General features: G+C 50.8%; 10 protein-coding genes. 7 read left to right on the forward strand and 3 right to left on the reverse strand.

Annotation, left to right across the window (positions count from 1 at the left end; genetic code table 11):
* Positions 1 to 18: 18 nt before the first annotated feature.
* From FD30_RS03710 to lepA, 4 genes are all read left to right on the forward strand, one after another.
* Positions 19 to 5,454, forward strand: a complete 5,436-nt coding sequence (locus FD30_RS03710; RefSeq protein ID WP_056943923.1) for an MBG domain-containing protein — start codon at positions 19 to 21, stop codon at positions 5,452 to 5,454.
* 215 nt (positions 5,455 to 5,669) lie between these two features.
* The gene (locus FD30_RS03715; RefSeq protein WP_056943924.1) at positions 5,670 to 6,476 is read left to right on the forward strand and encodes an aldo/keto reductase; all 807 of its coding nucleotides are present in this window, start codon (positions 5,670 to 5,672) and stop codon (positions 6,474 to 6,476) included.
* A 251-nt stretch (positions 6,477 to 6,727) separates the two neighbouring features.
* Positions 6,728 to 7,390, forward strand: coding sequence for a TetR/AcrR family transcriptional regulator (locus tag FD30_RS03720; RefSeq protein WP_056943925.1), 663 nt, complete (start codon positions 6,728 to 6,730; stop codon positions 7,388 to 7,390).
* Positions 7,387 to 9,174 (forward strand): translation elongation factor 4, encoded by a 1,788-nt coding sequence (lepA, locus tag FD30_RS03725; RefSeq protein WP_056943926.1) that lies wholly within the window; start codon positions 7,387 to 7,389, stop codon positions 9,172 to 9,174. Before FD30_RS03720 ends, lepA begins: the two co-directional genes overlap by 4 nt.
* A gap of 149 nt (positions 9,175 to 9,323) precedes the next feature.
* Here the strand turns inward: lepA and FD30_RS03730 are convergent, their stop codons facing one another.
* Entirely contained in the window at positions 9,324 to 10,652 is a 1,329-nt protein-coding gene (locus tag FD30_RS03730) for an enolase C-terminal domain-like protein (protein WP_056943927.1), read from the reverse strand.
* Between the two features lie 528 nt (positions 10,653 to 11,180).
* On the opposite strand from FD30_RS03730, the gene FD30_RS03735 reads away from it, so the two are divergent.
* Complete coding sequence (locus FD30_RS03735; RefSeq protein WP_056943928.1) at positions 11,181 to 12,071, forward strand: LysR family transcriptional regulator; 891 nt, start codon at positions 11,181 to 11,183, stop codon at positions 12,069 to 12,071.
* A 125-nt stretch (positions 12,072 to 12,196) separates the two neighbouring features.
* Here the strand turns inward: FD30_RS03735 and FD30_RS03740 are convergent, their stop codons facing one another.
* Together FD30_RS03740 and FD30_RS03745 are read right to left on the reverse strand one after the other, a co-directional pair.
* The gene (locus tag FD30_RS03740) at positions 12,197 to 13,324 is read right to left on the reverse strand and encodes a lactonase family protein (RefSeq protein ID WP_056943929.1); all 1,128 of its coding nucleotides are present in this window, start codon (positions 13,322 to 13,324) and stop codon (positions 12,197 to 12,199) included.
* 14 nt (positions 13,325 to 13,338) lie between these two features.
* A complete protein-coding gene (locus FD30_RS03745) occupies positions 13,339 to 14,556 on the reverse strand; it encodes a mandelate racemase/muconate lactonizing enzyme family protein (protein WP_056943930.1) in 1,218 nt (405 codons plus the stop codon).
* A 363-nt stretch (positions 14,557 to 14,919) separates the two neighbouring features.
* Here FD30_RS03745 and FD30_RS03750 point away from each other — a divergent pair, with 363 nt between their 5' ends.
* Complete coding sequence (locus tag FD30_RS03750; protein ID WP_056943931.1) at positions 14,920 to 15,903, forward strand: hydroxyacid dehydrogenase; 984 nt, start codon at positions 14,920 to 14,922, stop codon at positions 15,901 to 15,903.
* Positions 15,904 to 15,924: 21 nt separating this feature from the next.
* Positions 15,925 to 17,322 carry an SLC13 family permease gene (locus FD30_RS03755; RefSeq protein WP_056943932.1) on the forward strand — a complete coding sequence of 466 codons (1,398 nt, stop codon included), beginning with the start codon at positions 15,925 to 15,927 and terminating at the stop codon, positions 17,320 to 17,322.
* Positions 17,323 to 17,381: the final 59 nt, after the last annotated feature.

A 17,381-nucleotide genomic window follows, 5' to 3' on the forward strand; every position in this document is an offset into this window, starting at 1 on the left:
CCGAAGAAGGTTGTAAATATGAAACAACGAGTGAGAAACCAAACCACTAAGAAGGCGTTTATCCTGTACAAGGGACGTACGGGATGGCGACTCAAAACCCGAATTTTTGGCGGTCTGATGGTCGGGTTAGCCGCCTTTACCCTGGCGGATAGTGGACAATTGACTACCGGTCATGCGGCAACGACCGTTGAGGAGACTCCGGCGACCGGGACAACGGTTACCCCGGCAAAGACTTCGCAAAGCCCCAACACCAGGTTGGCGACGACCGAAGCCACGACAACGGGACAGACGGAGACTGCCAATCCAGCGCCAGTGACGGCAGCATCGCCGAATCCGGCAGCAACCCTCGAATCAGCTCCGGTTACCGAATCGACGCCGGTTACGGAAACGACCCCGACGACGTACCCGGTCTTGTCCCAGGACCAGAGCGTCAACATCGGGGTCGACCAATCACAGGTATCCTTGACGGCGCAACAGATTGCGGACCACTTTACGGCGAAGGTCGAGAATCGTGGGGGAAGCGACCAGGATGACAACCCGACCCAGAACACGGTGACGCAGAAGATTGGGGCGGACGGGACGATCGACCTGACCAGTAACGCGGCGCACGACTACTACGGCGCATACGGTAAGACCACGATTCAGGGGCATCAGGCGGCTCACGTGTCGTTTGAACACGAAATTGACTTTAGTCATAACTTCTCGATGTCGGGGGCGCTGGGAATCGGGAGTAAGACTTCTGGCGGGGCCGATAGTGTGGGCTTTATTTTCGCGCCGGGTGACCCGGCCAAGGCCACCCAGGGGGGCTCAGGGGGTCAGCTGGGCTTAGGCGGTCTAAGTAATGCCTTCGGGTTCGTCTTTGACGAGTACAACAATGTCTCCGAATACCACGACCCCAGTTCCCAGCCCTACATTGGCTGGCGGACCACGGATAGTAACGGGAACCTTCAGTCGGCGGCTTCGACGGATTGGAAAGCGGCCAGTCAGGTGGGGTTGAACGACCGACGGACGAACACCCTGAACGACTTTACCATGGACTATGATGCGAAGTCCCAGTTATTGACGGTGGTGTTGAGGAACGGCACCTTTTCGCGGAAGATTGAGGATGTTAGCACGGGATACTCGATTTCGGTAGCCGCTTCAACGGGGGGCAGCTGGAATGACTATTCCGCTAGGATTGATAAATTCAGTTACACCCCCAAAACGATTCCACTGACCGTGCACATGGTCGATTCGGCGGATCAAGGTGCGTTATTGGATAACGCGAACGTGGAAGCCATTGCCAACATCGGGGATACCGTTTCGGTCTTCTCCACGCAAGCCGCGGCTCAACGCGCGGTCGCCGCCGGGGAAGTCGACCCGACTCTGGTTTCGATCCTCCCTACGGATTCAGCGGGCAACGTCTACGTTATCGATGGGAGCCAAGTGGTGGCTAATCAAAATGGAACGGCGCATTCTGTTGGGGGAAGTGCCTATCAAGACGTCGCGGATGATACATACTACACCTATGTGGTGACCGACGATGACAGTCAACAGGTCACGGTTCCGGTCCGGTTAGCGTATACGGCTGAAGTCACGCCGGTCGATGCCCAGACCCAGCAACCGATTGCGGGCTTACAACCCGTGACGGTCACCACAGTGGCGGGGGAACCGGCTTTAGTCCAGATCCCGGGATATACGCCAACCAAAGTGGTTCTGGCGGCACCTAAGGATGGGCAAAGTGTGGCCCATGATCAACTGGCGGTCGATCAGACCACCACTGCAGCGACGGACGAAACCACGGATACGCAGGCCCAAGCTTTAGGGCATTACTATACCAGTCAGGGAACCACGGTGGACGGCCAAACGGTAGTCGGGACGGCGACCGTGGGGACGGGTCAGGCCATTGACCAGGCGTTGAACCAACAGCCGTTGGTCGATGCCAACCAGCAACCGGTCATTAGTGGGACGGCGACGACAGGGATTACCAACCAGGACTATTACTGGTCAGCGACGGGGAACGCACAGGCGGCGGATTCGACGGACGCCCAAGCGCCGCAAAAAGCAACTAACTTACTGGTGCCAACCACGCAGACCTTAAAGTCTTGGTCGGATAAGGCTAGTGCCAACCAGCAACAAGCCGATGATTATCAGAACCAGGCTCGAGAGATTTACAACCAGTTCAGCGCCCTCAACGGTTTATCTCAGGCCCAACAGGCTGATGCTGAGACCCTGTATAAAAATATTTCGGACATCTATCAAGACGTTTACGACAGTAACGCGGTGGCCATCACCGATTTTGGGACGGCGCAAACGGCTACGGTAGCCGCCGACATCGTGCAGGACGGACAAGCGGGTTATGCGGCCTTGAAAAAGGCCCAAGACCTGCTGGGCGATTTTGAGGTGAGTCTGGGTAAGCTGACCACCACTAACAATCACGCACAAGACAGTTTGGCGACGATTGTGACGCAGCCCGTGACGTATGGTCAGCCGGTTAAACGGCCCACGGTCCATCTGGGGGATGGTTTCGGGAAGGCTCAAGCAGACCAGCTTCAGGACGATGACTTTGTCTACTATAGCGATCAGGACCTGAAAACACCGGTCACCCCAGTTAACGCGGGAACGTACGTAGTGAAGTTGACGGATAAGGGACGGGCCTACATGAAGAGTTTGGCCCCGGATAACCCGTATGCGGGCCTGTTTGTATCGAGCATCCTGACGATCAATCCCAAAACGGTAACGGCTCAGGCTGACCCTAGCACCATTGTTTATGGGGATGCCCCGGTCTTAAGCGGAACGTATGGACAAGTCACGGACACCACGTCAGGAGACTTTGAAATCGTTGATCCGGCCACCCAGCAGGTGGTCACCGACCTAACCAAGCTACAAGTTGGCCCGACCTATCAGGTGCGATACACGGCTCAAGCCCAAGCTAAGCTGGCACAGGCGGGCAATTATGCCGTGACGGGCTTTACGCCAGGAGCCCTGACGGTCACGCCCCGGGCAATCACGGTCTCGGCGAATAATCATACCAAGACTTACGGTACCGCCGATGATCCGGAGTTGGACTGGGCCATCACCGACGGCCAACTGCAGAATGGCGATCAACTTGAGGTTTTAGGCGTGACACTCACGCGAACCCCGGGTGAAGCAGCGGGCGAGTACCAGATTAAGGCTCAGCAAGCAGCGACTAATCCGAATTACACGGTCAACGTGACGCCCGGGACGTTTACGATTGCCCAACGCAACGTGACCTTAACGATTCAAATGCAACACAAGTTTTATGGGGACGCGGATCCGACACCCGATCTTGAATTGGTTGCGGGAACGTCCTTAGCACCGGGCGACCAGCTGGAAGACTTAAACCTCCAGTTCCAGCGAGACCAAGGTGAAGCTGCGCAGCAAACGTATGTCATTATCGGGAAAGCGGACAATAAAAATTACAACATCACCATTCAGCGGGGAGGCTTGATCATTGATCCGCGACCAGTGATTGTCGCCGTTGCGCCCCAAGAAAAAGTATACGGTGATACGGACCCGACACCCGTAATTCAGCTGGATGGCGATTCGACCTTGGTTGCGGGGGACACCCTAGCGGACTTAGGCGTACAGGTTACCCGCGCTTCCGGTGAGGATGTCGGGACTTATCAGCTGAGTGATCAGAGCACTAATCATAATCCAAATTATAAGTTGACGGTGACGCCGGGGACACTAAAGATTCTGCCCCGACTGGTGACCGTCATTGCGGCGGATGCGGAAAAAAGCTACGGTGACGCTGACCCAGTGTTGACCCTAACACCGGCAGCCGCAAAAGAGCTGGTCAACCAAGATACCCTAGATGCGTTGCACGTGACGCTGAAACGTGACCAGGGAGAGACGGTACAGCCGAATGGGTACACGATTCGTGGGACCAGTACTAGCCAGAATTATCAGGTCACAATTCAGGATGGGAAATTTAGTATTTTGCCGCGTAAGGTTACGGTTTACGTAGCAGATCATCAAAGCAAGGTTTACGGCACAGCTGACCCCGTCTTGAAGCTGCGGGATGACGCGCATCAAGTCCTAGTGGGCCAAGATACCCTGAAGGACCTAGGCGTTACTTTGACTCGGCAGGCTGGCGAGGATGTCACCGCGGCAGGTTACCAGATTACCAATTCGCAAACGGGAAAGTCGAAGAATTACCAGGTGACCGTGGTCCCAAGGTATTTCAAGATTATGCCCAAAGCAGCTACAGCGATAATTACGACATCAAGGGCAGTGTACGGTGCCCCCGTGACGTTACAGGGAACCAGTAGTTTACCCGGTAAGTTTGCGCATTTCCAACCCACTGACCTGGAGCTAGTTGATCAAGCAGGACAGGTGGTGCTGCCCACCAAGATTGGCGCGGGCACCTACACCATCCGGTTAACCGCCGCAGCCCAACAACGGTTACAAGACCAGAGCAACTATCACCTGGATAAGCTGCCGGTGGGACAGTTGGTGGTGACCCCGCGGCCGGTAACCTTGCAGATTGAGGATCAACAAAAATTCGTCGGTGAAGCTGATCCGCAAGAACACGTGCGGGTAACGGCTGGTAGTTTAGCGGAGACGGATACGGTTGACGATTTAGGGTTAGTGTTTGCTTTACCGGAACATGCGGCGGTGGGAACCTACCCCATCACTGCGACCGCTAAAACTTCGAATTATTTGGTGCGGGTAGTGCCAGGACAATTAAAGGTCTTGGGACGAACGGTTGACGCGTTGGGTGACGTGACCACCACGGAGAAGGCGGCTAGTGGTGAAGTCGTCAACGTCACGGAGCAGTGGCCCGACCATAGCGTGACGGTTTATACGTATGATCCGGCGACTCGGCAAGCTACAGTTAGTGAACTTGTTCAGGGGAAAGTCGTAAAGACCCAGCCAGTCAACTTGCAGGGAGAAACGATTGTGAACGATGGCACGGGAGCTTTGACGGTGTTGGACATTCATGATTTGGCCCAGCCAGTGATTGCCCATTACCCGGCACAGGTCTGGCAACCCGCGACGCCGGACCAGTTGGTGGGAACGACGGGTCAGCCTACGGGAACTGGGGCTAGTGTCACGACACCGCCGATGACGCCCGAAGTTGGGACGCCAACCGTTGGTGAGACACCAGCGCCGTCTGCTGAGCCGCTGGTCACGCCGAAAGCCACGGCACCAACGAAAACGCAGAAATCAACGGACCATTCGCGAGTAACGGTAACGCCAATGGCAGTGACCGGTACACCTGTGACGTCGACGGGGAAACAGTCGTCGGCAGAAACGGTGGCAGCGGACCAGTCAGCGCGAGTACCTGCCGGAACGCGTTCGACGGCGACTGCCACGACCGCGACGAACCGTATGACCACGGCACAGTTACCGCAGACCGATGAACAGCCGACTAACTGGTTAACGATTCTAGGTGGGGTGCTCCTCGCCGCTATCGTTTGGCCGATTGGGTGGTTGCGACGGCATTAATAGAGACGTTTAGAATTTAATGGTAAGTGAAAAGGAGTGTTCTTGAGCTGGATTGGCTCGGGAGCACTCCTTTTGAGGTGAACGAGGGGGGAGGATTGGTTAAGAGTCAACTACGACCAGAATTGAGAGAATGTATGCTAAACTAAATAGATATAACGGTTATGGGTTATGTTAGTGCCGTAACCGCACAACGCTTAAAATTTGGAGGCTATCACATGCAAACGAAAACGTTAAGCAACGGTGTAACGATTCCAATGTTAGGTTTTGGCACCTATCAGATTAGGAACAGTGACGTGAGCGAGGCTATCAAGGGGGCCATGGCTGCCGGCTACCGGCACTACGACTGTGCCCACATCTACGGCAACGAAGCCGCCATTGGTGAGGCGTTTCAAGCATCCGGCGTTAAGCGCGAAGACCTGTTCATCACCTCGAAGGTCTGGAATGCTGACCAAGGCTACGACAAGACGTTAGCGGCTTTTGAACAGACGGCCAAGGACCTGCAGACGGACTACTTGGACCTGTACCTGATTCACTGGCCAAACGAAAAGAACTTCGATCTGACGCTGGATACTTGGCGGGCCCTGGAAACCCTCTACAAGCAAAAGAAGGTCCGGGCCATCGGGGTCTCCAATTTCTCCGAAGACCAATTGAACCAGGTCTTTGATATGGCCGAAGTTCGGCCAATGGTCAACCAGATTGAGCGGCACCCGTACAAGGTCCAAGCAGAACTGGGCCAGTTCGATATCGACCACGATATCGTCAACGAAGGCTACTCCCCAATCGGCCACGGCCACATGATTCTGGAAGATCCTAAGATCAACCAGATTGCTCAAGCTCACGGTAAGACACCGGCGCAAGTCGTCTTACGGTGGCAAATCGACACGGGCTTTGTGATCTTCCCGAAGTCTTCCAAGGTCGCCCGGGTTCAAGAAAACTTTGACATCTTTGATTTCGAATTGAGTGCCGATGAGATCAAGACCATCAACGCTTTGGACCAGGATAAACACCTGAACTACGATTAAGCTTGACCACTAGGCTACCCAGAAGGTAGGCCTAGGGACTAAAGCGTAAATAAATCTTGGGAATTCGGCAAAGCTATGCTATACTACTTGGCATGGTGTTACCTACATTCCAAAGATCCAAGGTAATTCCTGTCGCCGCGAGTGCTTGCCAGCCTCGCGGTTTTTGTTTGGTCTAAAATTGACCGCTGGTTATTTTTGCGGTATGCTATTTAAAAATAACCAATGGTCAGTTTTGACAGAAAGGAATCCTCATGGCGAATATCTATACACCAGATCAAAAGCATGCCAAGCGCCAAGCCATCATGCAGGCGGCGGTCGAATTGTTTGCTCACCAGAGCTATCCCGAAATCACCATGCAACAAATTGCGGAAGTGGTCGGGTGCTCCAAAGGGACGACCTTCCGGTACTTCGCGACCAAGGAAGACCTGTTCATGAGCATTCTTTTAGAGGATTATCGCGACTATTTTGAACGGCTTTTGACGGGGCTGACCCCCACGACGCGTCTCACAGCAGCAGACTATGTCGACTGGATGACTGCCCAGACCAAAGAGTTGATCGTACATCACAGCGTCTTGGTCCGCTTGAACGCGATTCGTGGACCAATTCTGGAGGGAAAAGCCAACATGGCGGAGACCGTTGCACGGCGGAACGCCCTGTACGCGGTCAGTCGGCAACTAGGGGAGCGACTGGTGACCTGTACCCAGCAGTTGTTGACCCGGTCACAGTTTAGCCACCTCTTTATTGTCCAAAGTGCAATGATCAGTGGCTTGATGAACATGGCGTCGTTGGCCAGCTTTAACCATGCGACGCTAGCGGTCAGTTATCCAGATTTTGAAATTGATCTGGTTCCGGAAGCCCAGCAACAGACCCAGTTTTACCTTACCCAGTATTTAAAGGAGTTTTCTCAAAAATGAAGCAAGCGAACATTCGAAACTTTGCCATTATTGCCCACATTGATCATGGGAAGTCGACCCTGGCGGACCAGATCATGGCGCTCACGCAGACCGTGAGTGAACGGGAGCAACACGCCCAGCTGTTAGATGATATGGCCGTCGAGCAGGCCCACGGAGTCACCGTTAAAGCGCGGACCGTCCGGAACTTTTACCACGCTGAGGACGGACAGGAGTACGAGTATAACCTGATTGATACGCCCGGACACGTCGACTTCAGTTATGAGGTCGCCAAGAGTCTGGCGGCGACGGAGGGGGCGCTGCTCTTAGTCGACGCCACCCAGGGTGTGCAGGCCCAGACGATTGCGAATTACCGAATTGCTAAGGAACGGCACTTGCCCTTGATTCCGGTGCTCAATAAGGTCGATATGGCCGCAGCGGATATCGACGCCGCCCTAGCACAGCTACACGACTTGGACGCGGCCTTTACTCCGGAGGCCACGTTATTGATCTCGGCCAAGACCGGGCAGGGGGTCCCCGCGGTGTTAGAAGCCATCAAAGATCGGTTACCGGCGCCTAGTGGGGCGACCCAGGCACCGTTGAAGGCCTTAGTGTTCGACTCGTTGTACGATCCTTACCAGGGTGTGATTGCGTACGTGCGCCTGATGGATGGCCAGCTTAAGGACCAGGAAAACTTGCGGTTGATGCAAGCAGGCCAGTCCTTTAAGGCTAAGGCAATCGGGACCTTCACGCCGAACATGCATCCCCAATCACGGCTGACGACGGGGGATGTGGGGTACGTGGTCACGGGCATCAAGGATCCCAAGCAGGTGCGGGTCGGGGAGACGTTGACCGCTCAAGCCCAGCCGACCCCAACGCCCTTGGCAGGCTACCAACCGGCAAGGCCCATGGTGTTTGCGGGCCTGTATCCCCAAAGTAATGACTACCCGGCTTTGAAAGAGGCCATTCAAAAGTTGGGGTTGAACGATCCGTCGTTTTCCTACACCGAAGAGCGGTCGGAGGCGTTAGGGGTCGGGTTCCGGTGCGGCTTCTTAGGCGCCTTTCACCTGCAGATTATTCGCGAACGCTTGCACGACGAATATGGGGTGGACGTGTTGACCACGGCGCCGAACGTGACCTATCACGTGCAGCTTAAGAATGGCCAGCGGATGGTGGTCAACAATCCCGTCCAGTTTCCGGCGTTTAGCCTGATTGAATCGGTTGCGGAGCCCTTCGTACAGGCGGCCATCACCATGCCTAGTGAGAGCCTGAATGCCGTGCTCAAGTTAACGGAACAGCACAAGGGAACGCTGACGGATCTAGGAAATCAGGGTGACTTGGTGGTGGCGACCGTCAAGATGCCGTTATCGGAGGTTGCTTACCACTTCTTCTCGGAACTGAAGTCGGTCTCGCACGGGTTCGCCAGCTTGAGTACTACGTTCTTGGACGATGAGATCAGTGATTTGGTGAAGATTGAAGTGGACATGAACTATGCACCGGTCGATGCGTTAGCGTTTGTGGTCCACCGTGAAGACGCGCCGATGATGACCCAGAAATTAGTGGGGCAGTTAAAGGTTACGGTTCCGCGGCAACTTTACCCGACACCGGTCCAGGCGCGCGTCGAGGGTAAGGTCTTAGCCCGCGTCGACGTGCCACCCTTGCGAAAGAACGCGGCGGTCAACGGGGAAGCCCACAGTGTATCCAAAAAAGCGGCGTTATTACGACGCCAGAGTGCCAATAAGCGCCGGGCCACGCAGAACGCGGTGAAGTTACCCCAGAGTGTGTTTAATGCGATTTTGGAGTTGTAGCTTGTTGTATCAGATGAGTTGAAGTTTTAGAAAATAAAGAAGGCACCTATGATAAGCGTTACTAGCTTAATCATAAGTGCCTTTTTTTGAACTTTTGTACAAAGTTTTAAGGAGTTTTTATCTGTGATGATATAAAGCGTTATGGAAGATTACCGAACTAAAGCAGGCCGCTTTGGATCGAACTTCCAGTTAGGAATCAGTTGTTGCATGGCCACGGAATCGTCCCGAGCACCTAAACCTTTTTCAAGGTATAACTGATTGGCCTTCTTGATGGCGTCCATATCAATCTCGACGCCTAAGCCTTCGTTCGAAGCAGGGACTTCAACGGCCCCGTTCTTGATTTGGTAAGGGTTCTTGGTCAGGTTTTGACCGTCTTGCCAGATCCAGTGGGTATCAATGTCGTAGACGTCGCCAGGAGCGGCTGCGGCACAGTTAACGGCCATGGCTAAGGAGATGTCGAAGTGGTTGTTGGAGTGAATTCCCCAGTTTAAGCCGAATTCTGAGCATAATTGCGCCACCCGTACGGAACCTTCCATAGTCCAGAAGTGAGGGTCGGCTAACGGAATGGAGACGGCATTTAACGCAATGGCGTGAGACATTTGACGCCAGTCCGTGTCCACCATGTTCGTCGCAGTTGGCATATGCGTCTTCTTTTGGAACTCGGAGAGGATTTCCCGACCAGAGAAGCCTTCTTCGGCACCACAAGGGTCTTCGATGTAGTGTAAGACATCTTTCAATTCGTCAGCGTACTTTAAGGCGTCCTTCAGAGACCAGCCGCCGTTGGGATCAAGGTCTAACTTGGCTTCGGGGAAGGCCTTATGAAGAGCCTTCATGACCTTAACTTCGTCTTCACCGGCTAAGACACCGCCTTTAAGCTTGAAGGTCTTGAAGCCGTACCGCTTGTAAGCCGCTTTGGCCAACTTGACGATGGAATCAGCGTCCATAGCAGGTTGCCGCCGGAGCTTGCCCCAATCGTCAGAATCGTCATCGTTCTTCAGGTAAGGGAGGTTCGTCTTGCTGGCGTCACCAACGAAGAACAGGTAGCCCAAGACACCGACTGATTCACGGACTTGGCCATCGCCTAACAGAGCTGCAACGGGAACGTGGAAATGCTTCCCTAATAAGTCCAGGAAGGCCGTTTCAACAGCCGTAACGGCATGGATGGTCTTCCGTAAGTCGAAGGTTTGATTCCCCCGGCCGCCAGCATCTAAGTAGCCGAACTTGTCGCGCATTTCATTGAGCACTTGCTTGTACTGTCCCAATGTCTTGCCGATGATCAGGTCTTTAGACTTTTCAAGAATATCCGTAATGCCTTGGCCACCAGGAACTTCACCAACACCAATTTGATCTTCGTTAGTGGTTAAGATGACGATGTTCCGCGTGAAGTATGGCCCGTGAGCACCACTTAAGTTTAAAAGCATGCTGTCGTAGCCAGCAACGGGGTAGACGTCCATTTTAGCAATCGTAGGTACAGTCATAATGAGTAATCTCCTTTGAATAGAACTGATTGTGGATTGTTGAACAAATAAGCTTAAAAAATAAGGTTAGGCCTTACTTTTATAAATCAAGCTCATAACTGTGATTTTAGAAAATTCATCGCTTCAATCTGTCTAGCAAACTATCAACGGTTTTTCCGACCGAAGAAAAGTCGTTAACGTGATGTGTTTACTACCCAGTTATGAATGTTCTAGAATAACGAATTATTGAGCATAGCGTCGTGAACCGGTTCGGTGATTCGTAACGTTTACAGTGATTATTGTAGGGGGGAATCGGAGGTTTGAACAGTGACTAAGAAGTCGCCACGTGAACTGATTGTTCCGGATAGATGACCAGTTATATTCGCTGAGAAGGCTTACACTAAACGGGAAGTATAACTGGCAAAGTGATTCTAGCCGATGATGTCATCTTGAGAAAGCGCAGACAACGGAAAGGACGTGTGGCATAATATTGACAGGGTGAGGGGTGACGTAGACTGAGAACATTAGTAAATGGAGGGCCAATCTAGTATGGATATTAATAAGTTAAGGACGTTTTTAACGATTGCACAGTATGGTAGCTTCCGAGCAGCGGCCGAAAAGCTCTTTTTATCGCCCCGAGCGGTATCGAAACAAATGGATCAGATTGAAAATGAGCTAGGCGTCAAGTTATTTACGCGGCAAAAGAATAATACGAGCCTAACTGACATGGGTCAGGAATTCATTGTGACGGCTACGGACTTGGTCAATAGTTACACGAACGCTTATAATCGCATTCAAATTGAAAACGCTAGCAATTCGCGGAAGGTGGTGATTGGGTTCTCTTCTCAGAATCAATCCACCATCATCCAGCAGACGTTTCGCGAGCCCTTATTACAAAATCCAGAGATTGAACTAGAATTGCGCGAAGAAAGCGGTCGGGCGTTGGTTAAGATGGTCCGGGAGAAGCAATTGCACATGGCCGTGACGCCGGCGTATGACGAAGTATTGGACTATGGTCCGAAGGTCGGTGTTCGGAAGTTGATTACGGGAGAGATGGTTGTGGGCGTCAGCCGTCAGAATCCAGTCAGCAAGTTAGAGTCCGTCAACCTGGAACAGCTTTCTGAACTGCCGGTGTTCTACTACAACAGTTATCAATCCACCTATTTACAAGATGTGTTCTATAAGAAGTTTAACAAGATCTTTCCTAAGAAGAACATTCAGCGGTGTTCATCGATTGAGCAACGCGACATGTTGATTGCGCTTGATCGGGGAGTCGGGTTCTTCCCGCAACCGTTAGTCCCGGCAGAGAGCATGCTTAATCCCATGATTAAGTTCCTGAAAATCGAGAATGATTTGAATACTTACTACGCTTCGGTGCTCCTCTACAACAAAGAAGTTGAGAGTCCAACCGTCCGCAAACTCATTGATCAGTTTGAATGAGTTTGCGCGTAGGGGTGAGAATTAAAAGTTAAAAAAGTGGTTCTGAAAATCAGCCGATTTTCAGAACCACTTTTAACTGTGATGGAAGTTTTAAGATGAAAGTTTAAATCTAGCACGGATAGAGATTAGCTTAAGAAGTCAGTGGCTTCAACGACCCGGACACAGGCATCGTGCTTGATGTGCCGTTGGGCAACGCTGAGGTAGCCATCGGTAGTATCGCGGTTGAACAGAATCAATTCGTTACTGTTTTGGTTAGCGCACAGTAAGAAGTCACCATTCTTGCTCAGGCCGAAGTCCCGCGGGAAGACCCCTTCGGTCTTGATCTGTTGGATCTTTTCCAAGCGACGACCGTCATCAAGAACCTTGTAAACCGTCAGGGAGTTGTGGCCCCGGTTAGAAATGTAGAGGTTCTTCTCGTCAGGAGATAAGCGGATGGCGGCAGAACCGTTGTGCCCGGCATAACCTTCGGGGATGTTAGAGTAGTCATCAACCCAAGCTAACTTTCCAGTTTGAGGGTCATATTCAACCACGGCGACTCGGCTGGATAATTCACCGAGGACGTAGATGTAGTTGGAGTGCTGTGACATAGCAATCTGACGAGGACCAAAGCCAGGGTGAACGTTCAATTCATAAACGGGCGTTAATTCGGCCGTATCGTTGTTGACGTCGTAAACGAAAAGCTTGTCGCAACCCAGACCACAAACGATTAAACGACCGTCGGATAAGAGCCGGGCAAAGTGAATGTGGGCGTGATCTTGTTCCACTAACGGACCGTTTCCTTCGATAGGGTAGGTGTGGCTGTCAGTAATGTTGAAGTTGTCATCCATCTTATATGTATGGATAGCGTTCGTGTTGTAGTTGGCAGCAAATAGAACTTTGTGTTCACTGTCGATCGAAATGTAGGAAGGAACCGTGTAAGGGAGTTCGTTCCAGAAGTATAAGTTCTTAGCAGCATCGTAGGCTTCGTAGGAACCGTGCTTCTTTGGCAGGTAGTTTTCGGAGACTACTTTACCGGAAACGGCGTCGACAATGGCCACGCCACCTTCTTCTTCGTTACGGGTCAAGACGGTTGCAATCTTCTTGCCTGAGTCGGAGAAGTTAAAGAAAGCTGGGTTTTCCACTTTAGCGAGCAGGGAGATGTCCGTAATTTGTTTTTTATCGGTATCGAGTGTAGCCGTGTAGATCCCTTGGGATTGGTTGTTTTCAGTATAACTATCGCTGGTATAACCGCCTAATAAGAATTTATCAATCATGTGAATTTTCCTCCTTAGTCAATCGTCACAATTTTACTTTTGGCAATGGTTTCATCCGTTAATTCTTGACCAATACCTGGCCGGTCGGGGATGTCGATGTGACCGTTGACCGCTTGGAAATCATCGTACTTGCAAGTAGCACGGTCCTTGGCGTTCCGGGCACGTTGATAAACCTCGTGGATTAAGAAGTTAGGGATGACCGCTTCGACCTGAATAGCCGCTGCTACGGCAATTGGACTCCCACAAACGTGAACTTGGGCGTTGATGTCGTAAGTGTAAGCCATATCACAAATCTTCTTGGCTTCAGTGATTCCACCGCACAGGCATAGGTCAGGTTGGGCCACTTTGATAGAACGGTCCTCGAAGAACTTCCGGAAGCCGAAGCGCGTGAAGACCCGTTCACCAGCAGCGATTGGAATGTTGACCTTGTCGGCAACTTCCTTGGTGTTGTCTGAGTTCAACGTGTGGACTGGTTCTTCATAGTAGAGAATGTCGAGAGGTTCTAGCGCTTGGCCAATCTTAATGGCGGAAGTCGTATCTGAATTGGCGTGCATATCGATAATGATGCCCAATCCTGGTCCACCAGCGTCACGAACAGCTTTAACCCGGTCGTAGGCCACGTCCATGACGTGCTTAGAGACCGTTCCGCGAGTCTGCCATTCGTCACTACCGTCTGGTTCACCACTCAATAGGATAGGATCAAACTTCATGGCGTCATAGCCTTCGTCCATGATCTTCTTGGTCACTTCGGCGTATTCCGCAGGGGTATACAGCTTGAGCTTCTTGATATCTTCGCCCCAGTTATATTGCAACTGACTAGCGTAAGACCGTAAGTGATCGTTGGTTTTACCCCCTAATAATTGGTAAACGGGGGTGTTGTAATACTTACCTTTGATGTCCCAAAGCGCAATATCGATGGCACTAATGGCGGCGTTGACGACCACCCCACCGGCGATTCCCCAGTAAGTGGTTGTGAACAGCTGGTTCCAAATCTTTTCAATGTTTAAAGGATCTTCACCGATAATCACTCGGCTAAAGTCTTGCAGCATGCCGAAGCCACCGCGCCAACCTTTACCGTAAGCCAGTCCGGCTTCACCAAACCCGGAAATGCCTTCATCAGTATTGATTCTAACGACTAAGGGACTCCAAGCTTCCTGGCTACCGGAACCGTTACCGCTAAAACTAGGATCCTCACTAGGAACTTTCATAATATCGATACTCGTGATTTTCATCAAAACAAGCCTCCTGTTCAAAGTTTGTAACTGATTACATACTGAGCATAGTCAGAATTGGGCTTGAGTGACAGATAAGCTTGGTTCAGCAGGGCAACGTTTAGTTGCTACGTAAATTGGAGAGTGAAATTATACATTGTGAATTTAGTTCGTTGGCTTGCCTGTCTGTAAACGGTTTCAACAAGAAAACCTTTGTGAAATAGATTAGCGTCAGTTGGGGAATAAAATAGCTTACGACAACTATTCGTTCACGTGGGGACCATTTGGTTACTTTAATCTAGTGAATAACGTCACTTATAATAGCAATTGAATTCCGGGAACGATAGATTCGCGGTCAATTGAAATTTAAGGAGGCAATGGTTCATGAAAAAAGTGTTAATGAGTGAAAAGATTGACGATGCTGGGATCAAGTTGTTAGAAGATAACGGGTTTACCGTAACGACTTCACCAGCAACGGACAAAGCAACGATGGCTTCAGAAATTAAAGATGCCTATGCGGTGATTATGCGCTCTTCCGAACTTCCTGACGATGTCATTAGTGCTGGTAAGAATCTAAAAATCATTTCGAGAAACGGAACGGGAATTAACAACGTCGATGTTGAGAGTGCAACCAAGCACCATGTGTTGGTCGCAAAGGTCAATGGGGCGAATGCCTTCTCCGTCGCTGAATATGCGTTGACCAGTATGTTGATGTTGAGCCGTAAGATTATCTTGGATGACAAGCTGGTTCGCGGAAAGAAAAATGAATTGTCTACATATGGATCATTACCAAACTTCTCCAGCCAAATGGGAATCAACGGTAATGAACTACGGGGAAAGACGTTAGCAATTTTAGGCTTGGGAAAGATTGGCCGTCAGTTGGTTAAGTTTGCGCAGGCTTTTGAAATGAACGTAATCGGCTATGATCCATACGTTAAGGATGATCCGGTTAAGATGTATGACCACTTAGAGGATATTTATCCAGTTGCCGATTTCATTTCGATTCATATGCCGTTAACGCCAGAAACGGCAGGAATGATTGGTGAAAAAGAATTAAAGATGATGAAGTCCAATGCCATCCTGATCAACTCTGCTCGGGGCGGTATTATCGATGAAGTTGCTTTAGCGAAGGCCTTGAAGAGCCATGAAATTGCAGGGGCAGCCTTAGATTCCTTTAAGCCAGAACCGCCAGCACCGGACAATCCATTATTTGATGTTGATAACGTGATTATGACCTCACATATTGCGGGGACGACTGCTGAAGCTAACCAAGCGTTAGGTGTGGGTGCCGCGCAAGCCATCATTGATTTTTCAAATGGTAAGATGCCAGAATTCCCAGTTAATCCGGACGTGTTTGTGGCGGAATAGTGTAGAGGAGAGGTTATTGTTATGAAACGTGGCAAATTAATTGCTGGTGTGATTGGTCTGGTTTTGGGAATTGCAATTGCGTTCTTTATTCCAACGCCACAGGGATTGTCGCATGCTGCGATGGTCGTCTTGGCAACTTTAGTCACAGCTAACATTTTCTGGATTTTTAATGTTATTCCGAACTTTGCAACTGGACTATTAATGCTAGCGACTTGGGTCGTTTGCAACGCGGTTCCGTTTGAGACGTCGTTTGCAATTTTCTCGACCACAACGATGTGGATCATTATCGGTGGCCTGGCGTTAGGGGCCGCAGCCACTAAAACGGGGCTGATCACTAGAATTGCGTACAAGATTATGTCCTTCTTCCCGGCTAACTTTAAGGGCCAATCTTTAGCTCTATTTATTTCCGGGACGATTATTGCGCCCATGATTCCTAGTGCGCACCCTAAGGCGGCGATGAGTACCCCAATCGCCCAAGGAATCAGTAACGCACTTAGTTATAAGCCTAAGAGTAAGGCGAGTTCTGGGCTGTTCTTAGCGGCAATGTGGGGCTTCTTCGTGACTGAAGGAAGTTTCTTAAGTGCCACGGCACAGAACTATGCCTTTAAGGGGCTGTTACCCACCAAGTATCAGGGTGTCTTATCCTGGGGGAACTGGTTCTTGATGATGCTTCCATGGACGCTGATCATCTTAGTTGCTGGATACATGGTCTTGAATTTCCTGTTCAAGCCTAAGGACGATACACCTGTGTCTAAGGAATTCATCAATACGCAGTTAGCTGATTTAGGACCTATGTCCCGAGATGAAAAGATTACGGCAACGGCCATTCTTTTAGCTATTATTATGTGGATTCTAGAATCCAAGATTAATATTCCATCGGCCGTAACGGCGTTGATCTGGGTAAGTATCTTAGTCGCAACCAACGTCTTAACGGCGGATGATTTCAAAAACCGGCTAAGTTGGTCAACGATTATCTTTATCGGGACTGTGATGGCGTTAGGGAATGTCATGCAGACCGTTGGGTTGACCACTTGGTTACGGGGCATCTTGAAGCCGGTCATCGGACCAGTCATTGGGAACATCTGGATTGCGGTGATTGTGTTACCAATTATTATCTACCTGGTTAAGTTCGTCGTGGTTTCCTTGATTGCTACTGGGACCTTGGTCACCTTAGCCTTGTTGCCGTTAGTTTCTGAAATGGGCTTTAATCCCGCATTGATTGTTATTATCGTCACGACCAGTGTTAACGTTTGGCTCTTGTCTTACATGAACGCACCGTTCTTAACGGGATCTGCGGCCGTACAGGATAGCATGGCTTCGCGAGCGGCTTTGGCGAAGTCGTCGATTGGATACATGGCGATTAACATTGTGGGTCTATTGATCTGTGTGCCATTATGGCAACTCATGGGAATTGCTTAGGATAACGATTTAGAGATGATTTGAGATCATTGATTTAGAAAATGGTCGTAAGAACCAAT

It is taken from the genome of Levilactobacillus namurensis DSM 19117 (genome assembly GCF_001434785.1).
Classification (GTDB): Bacteria; Bacillota; Bacilli; order Lactobacillales; family Lactobacillaceae; genus Levilactobacillus; species Levilactobacillus namurensis.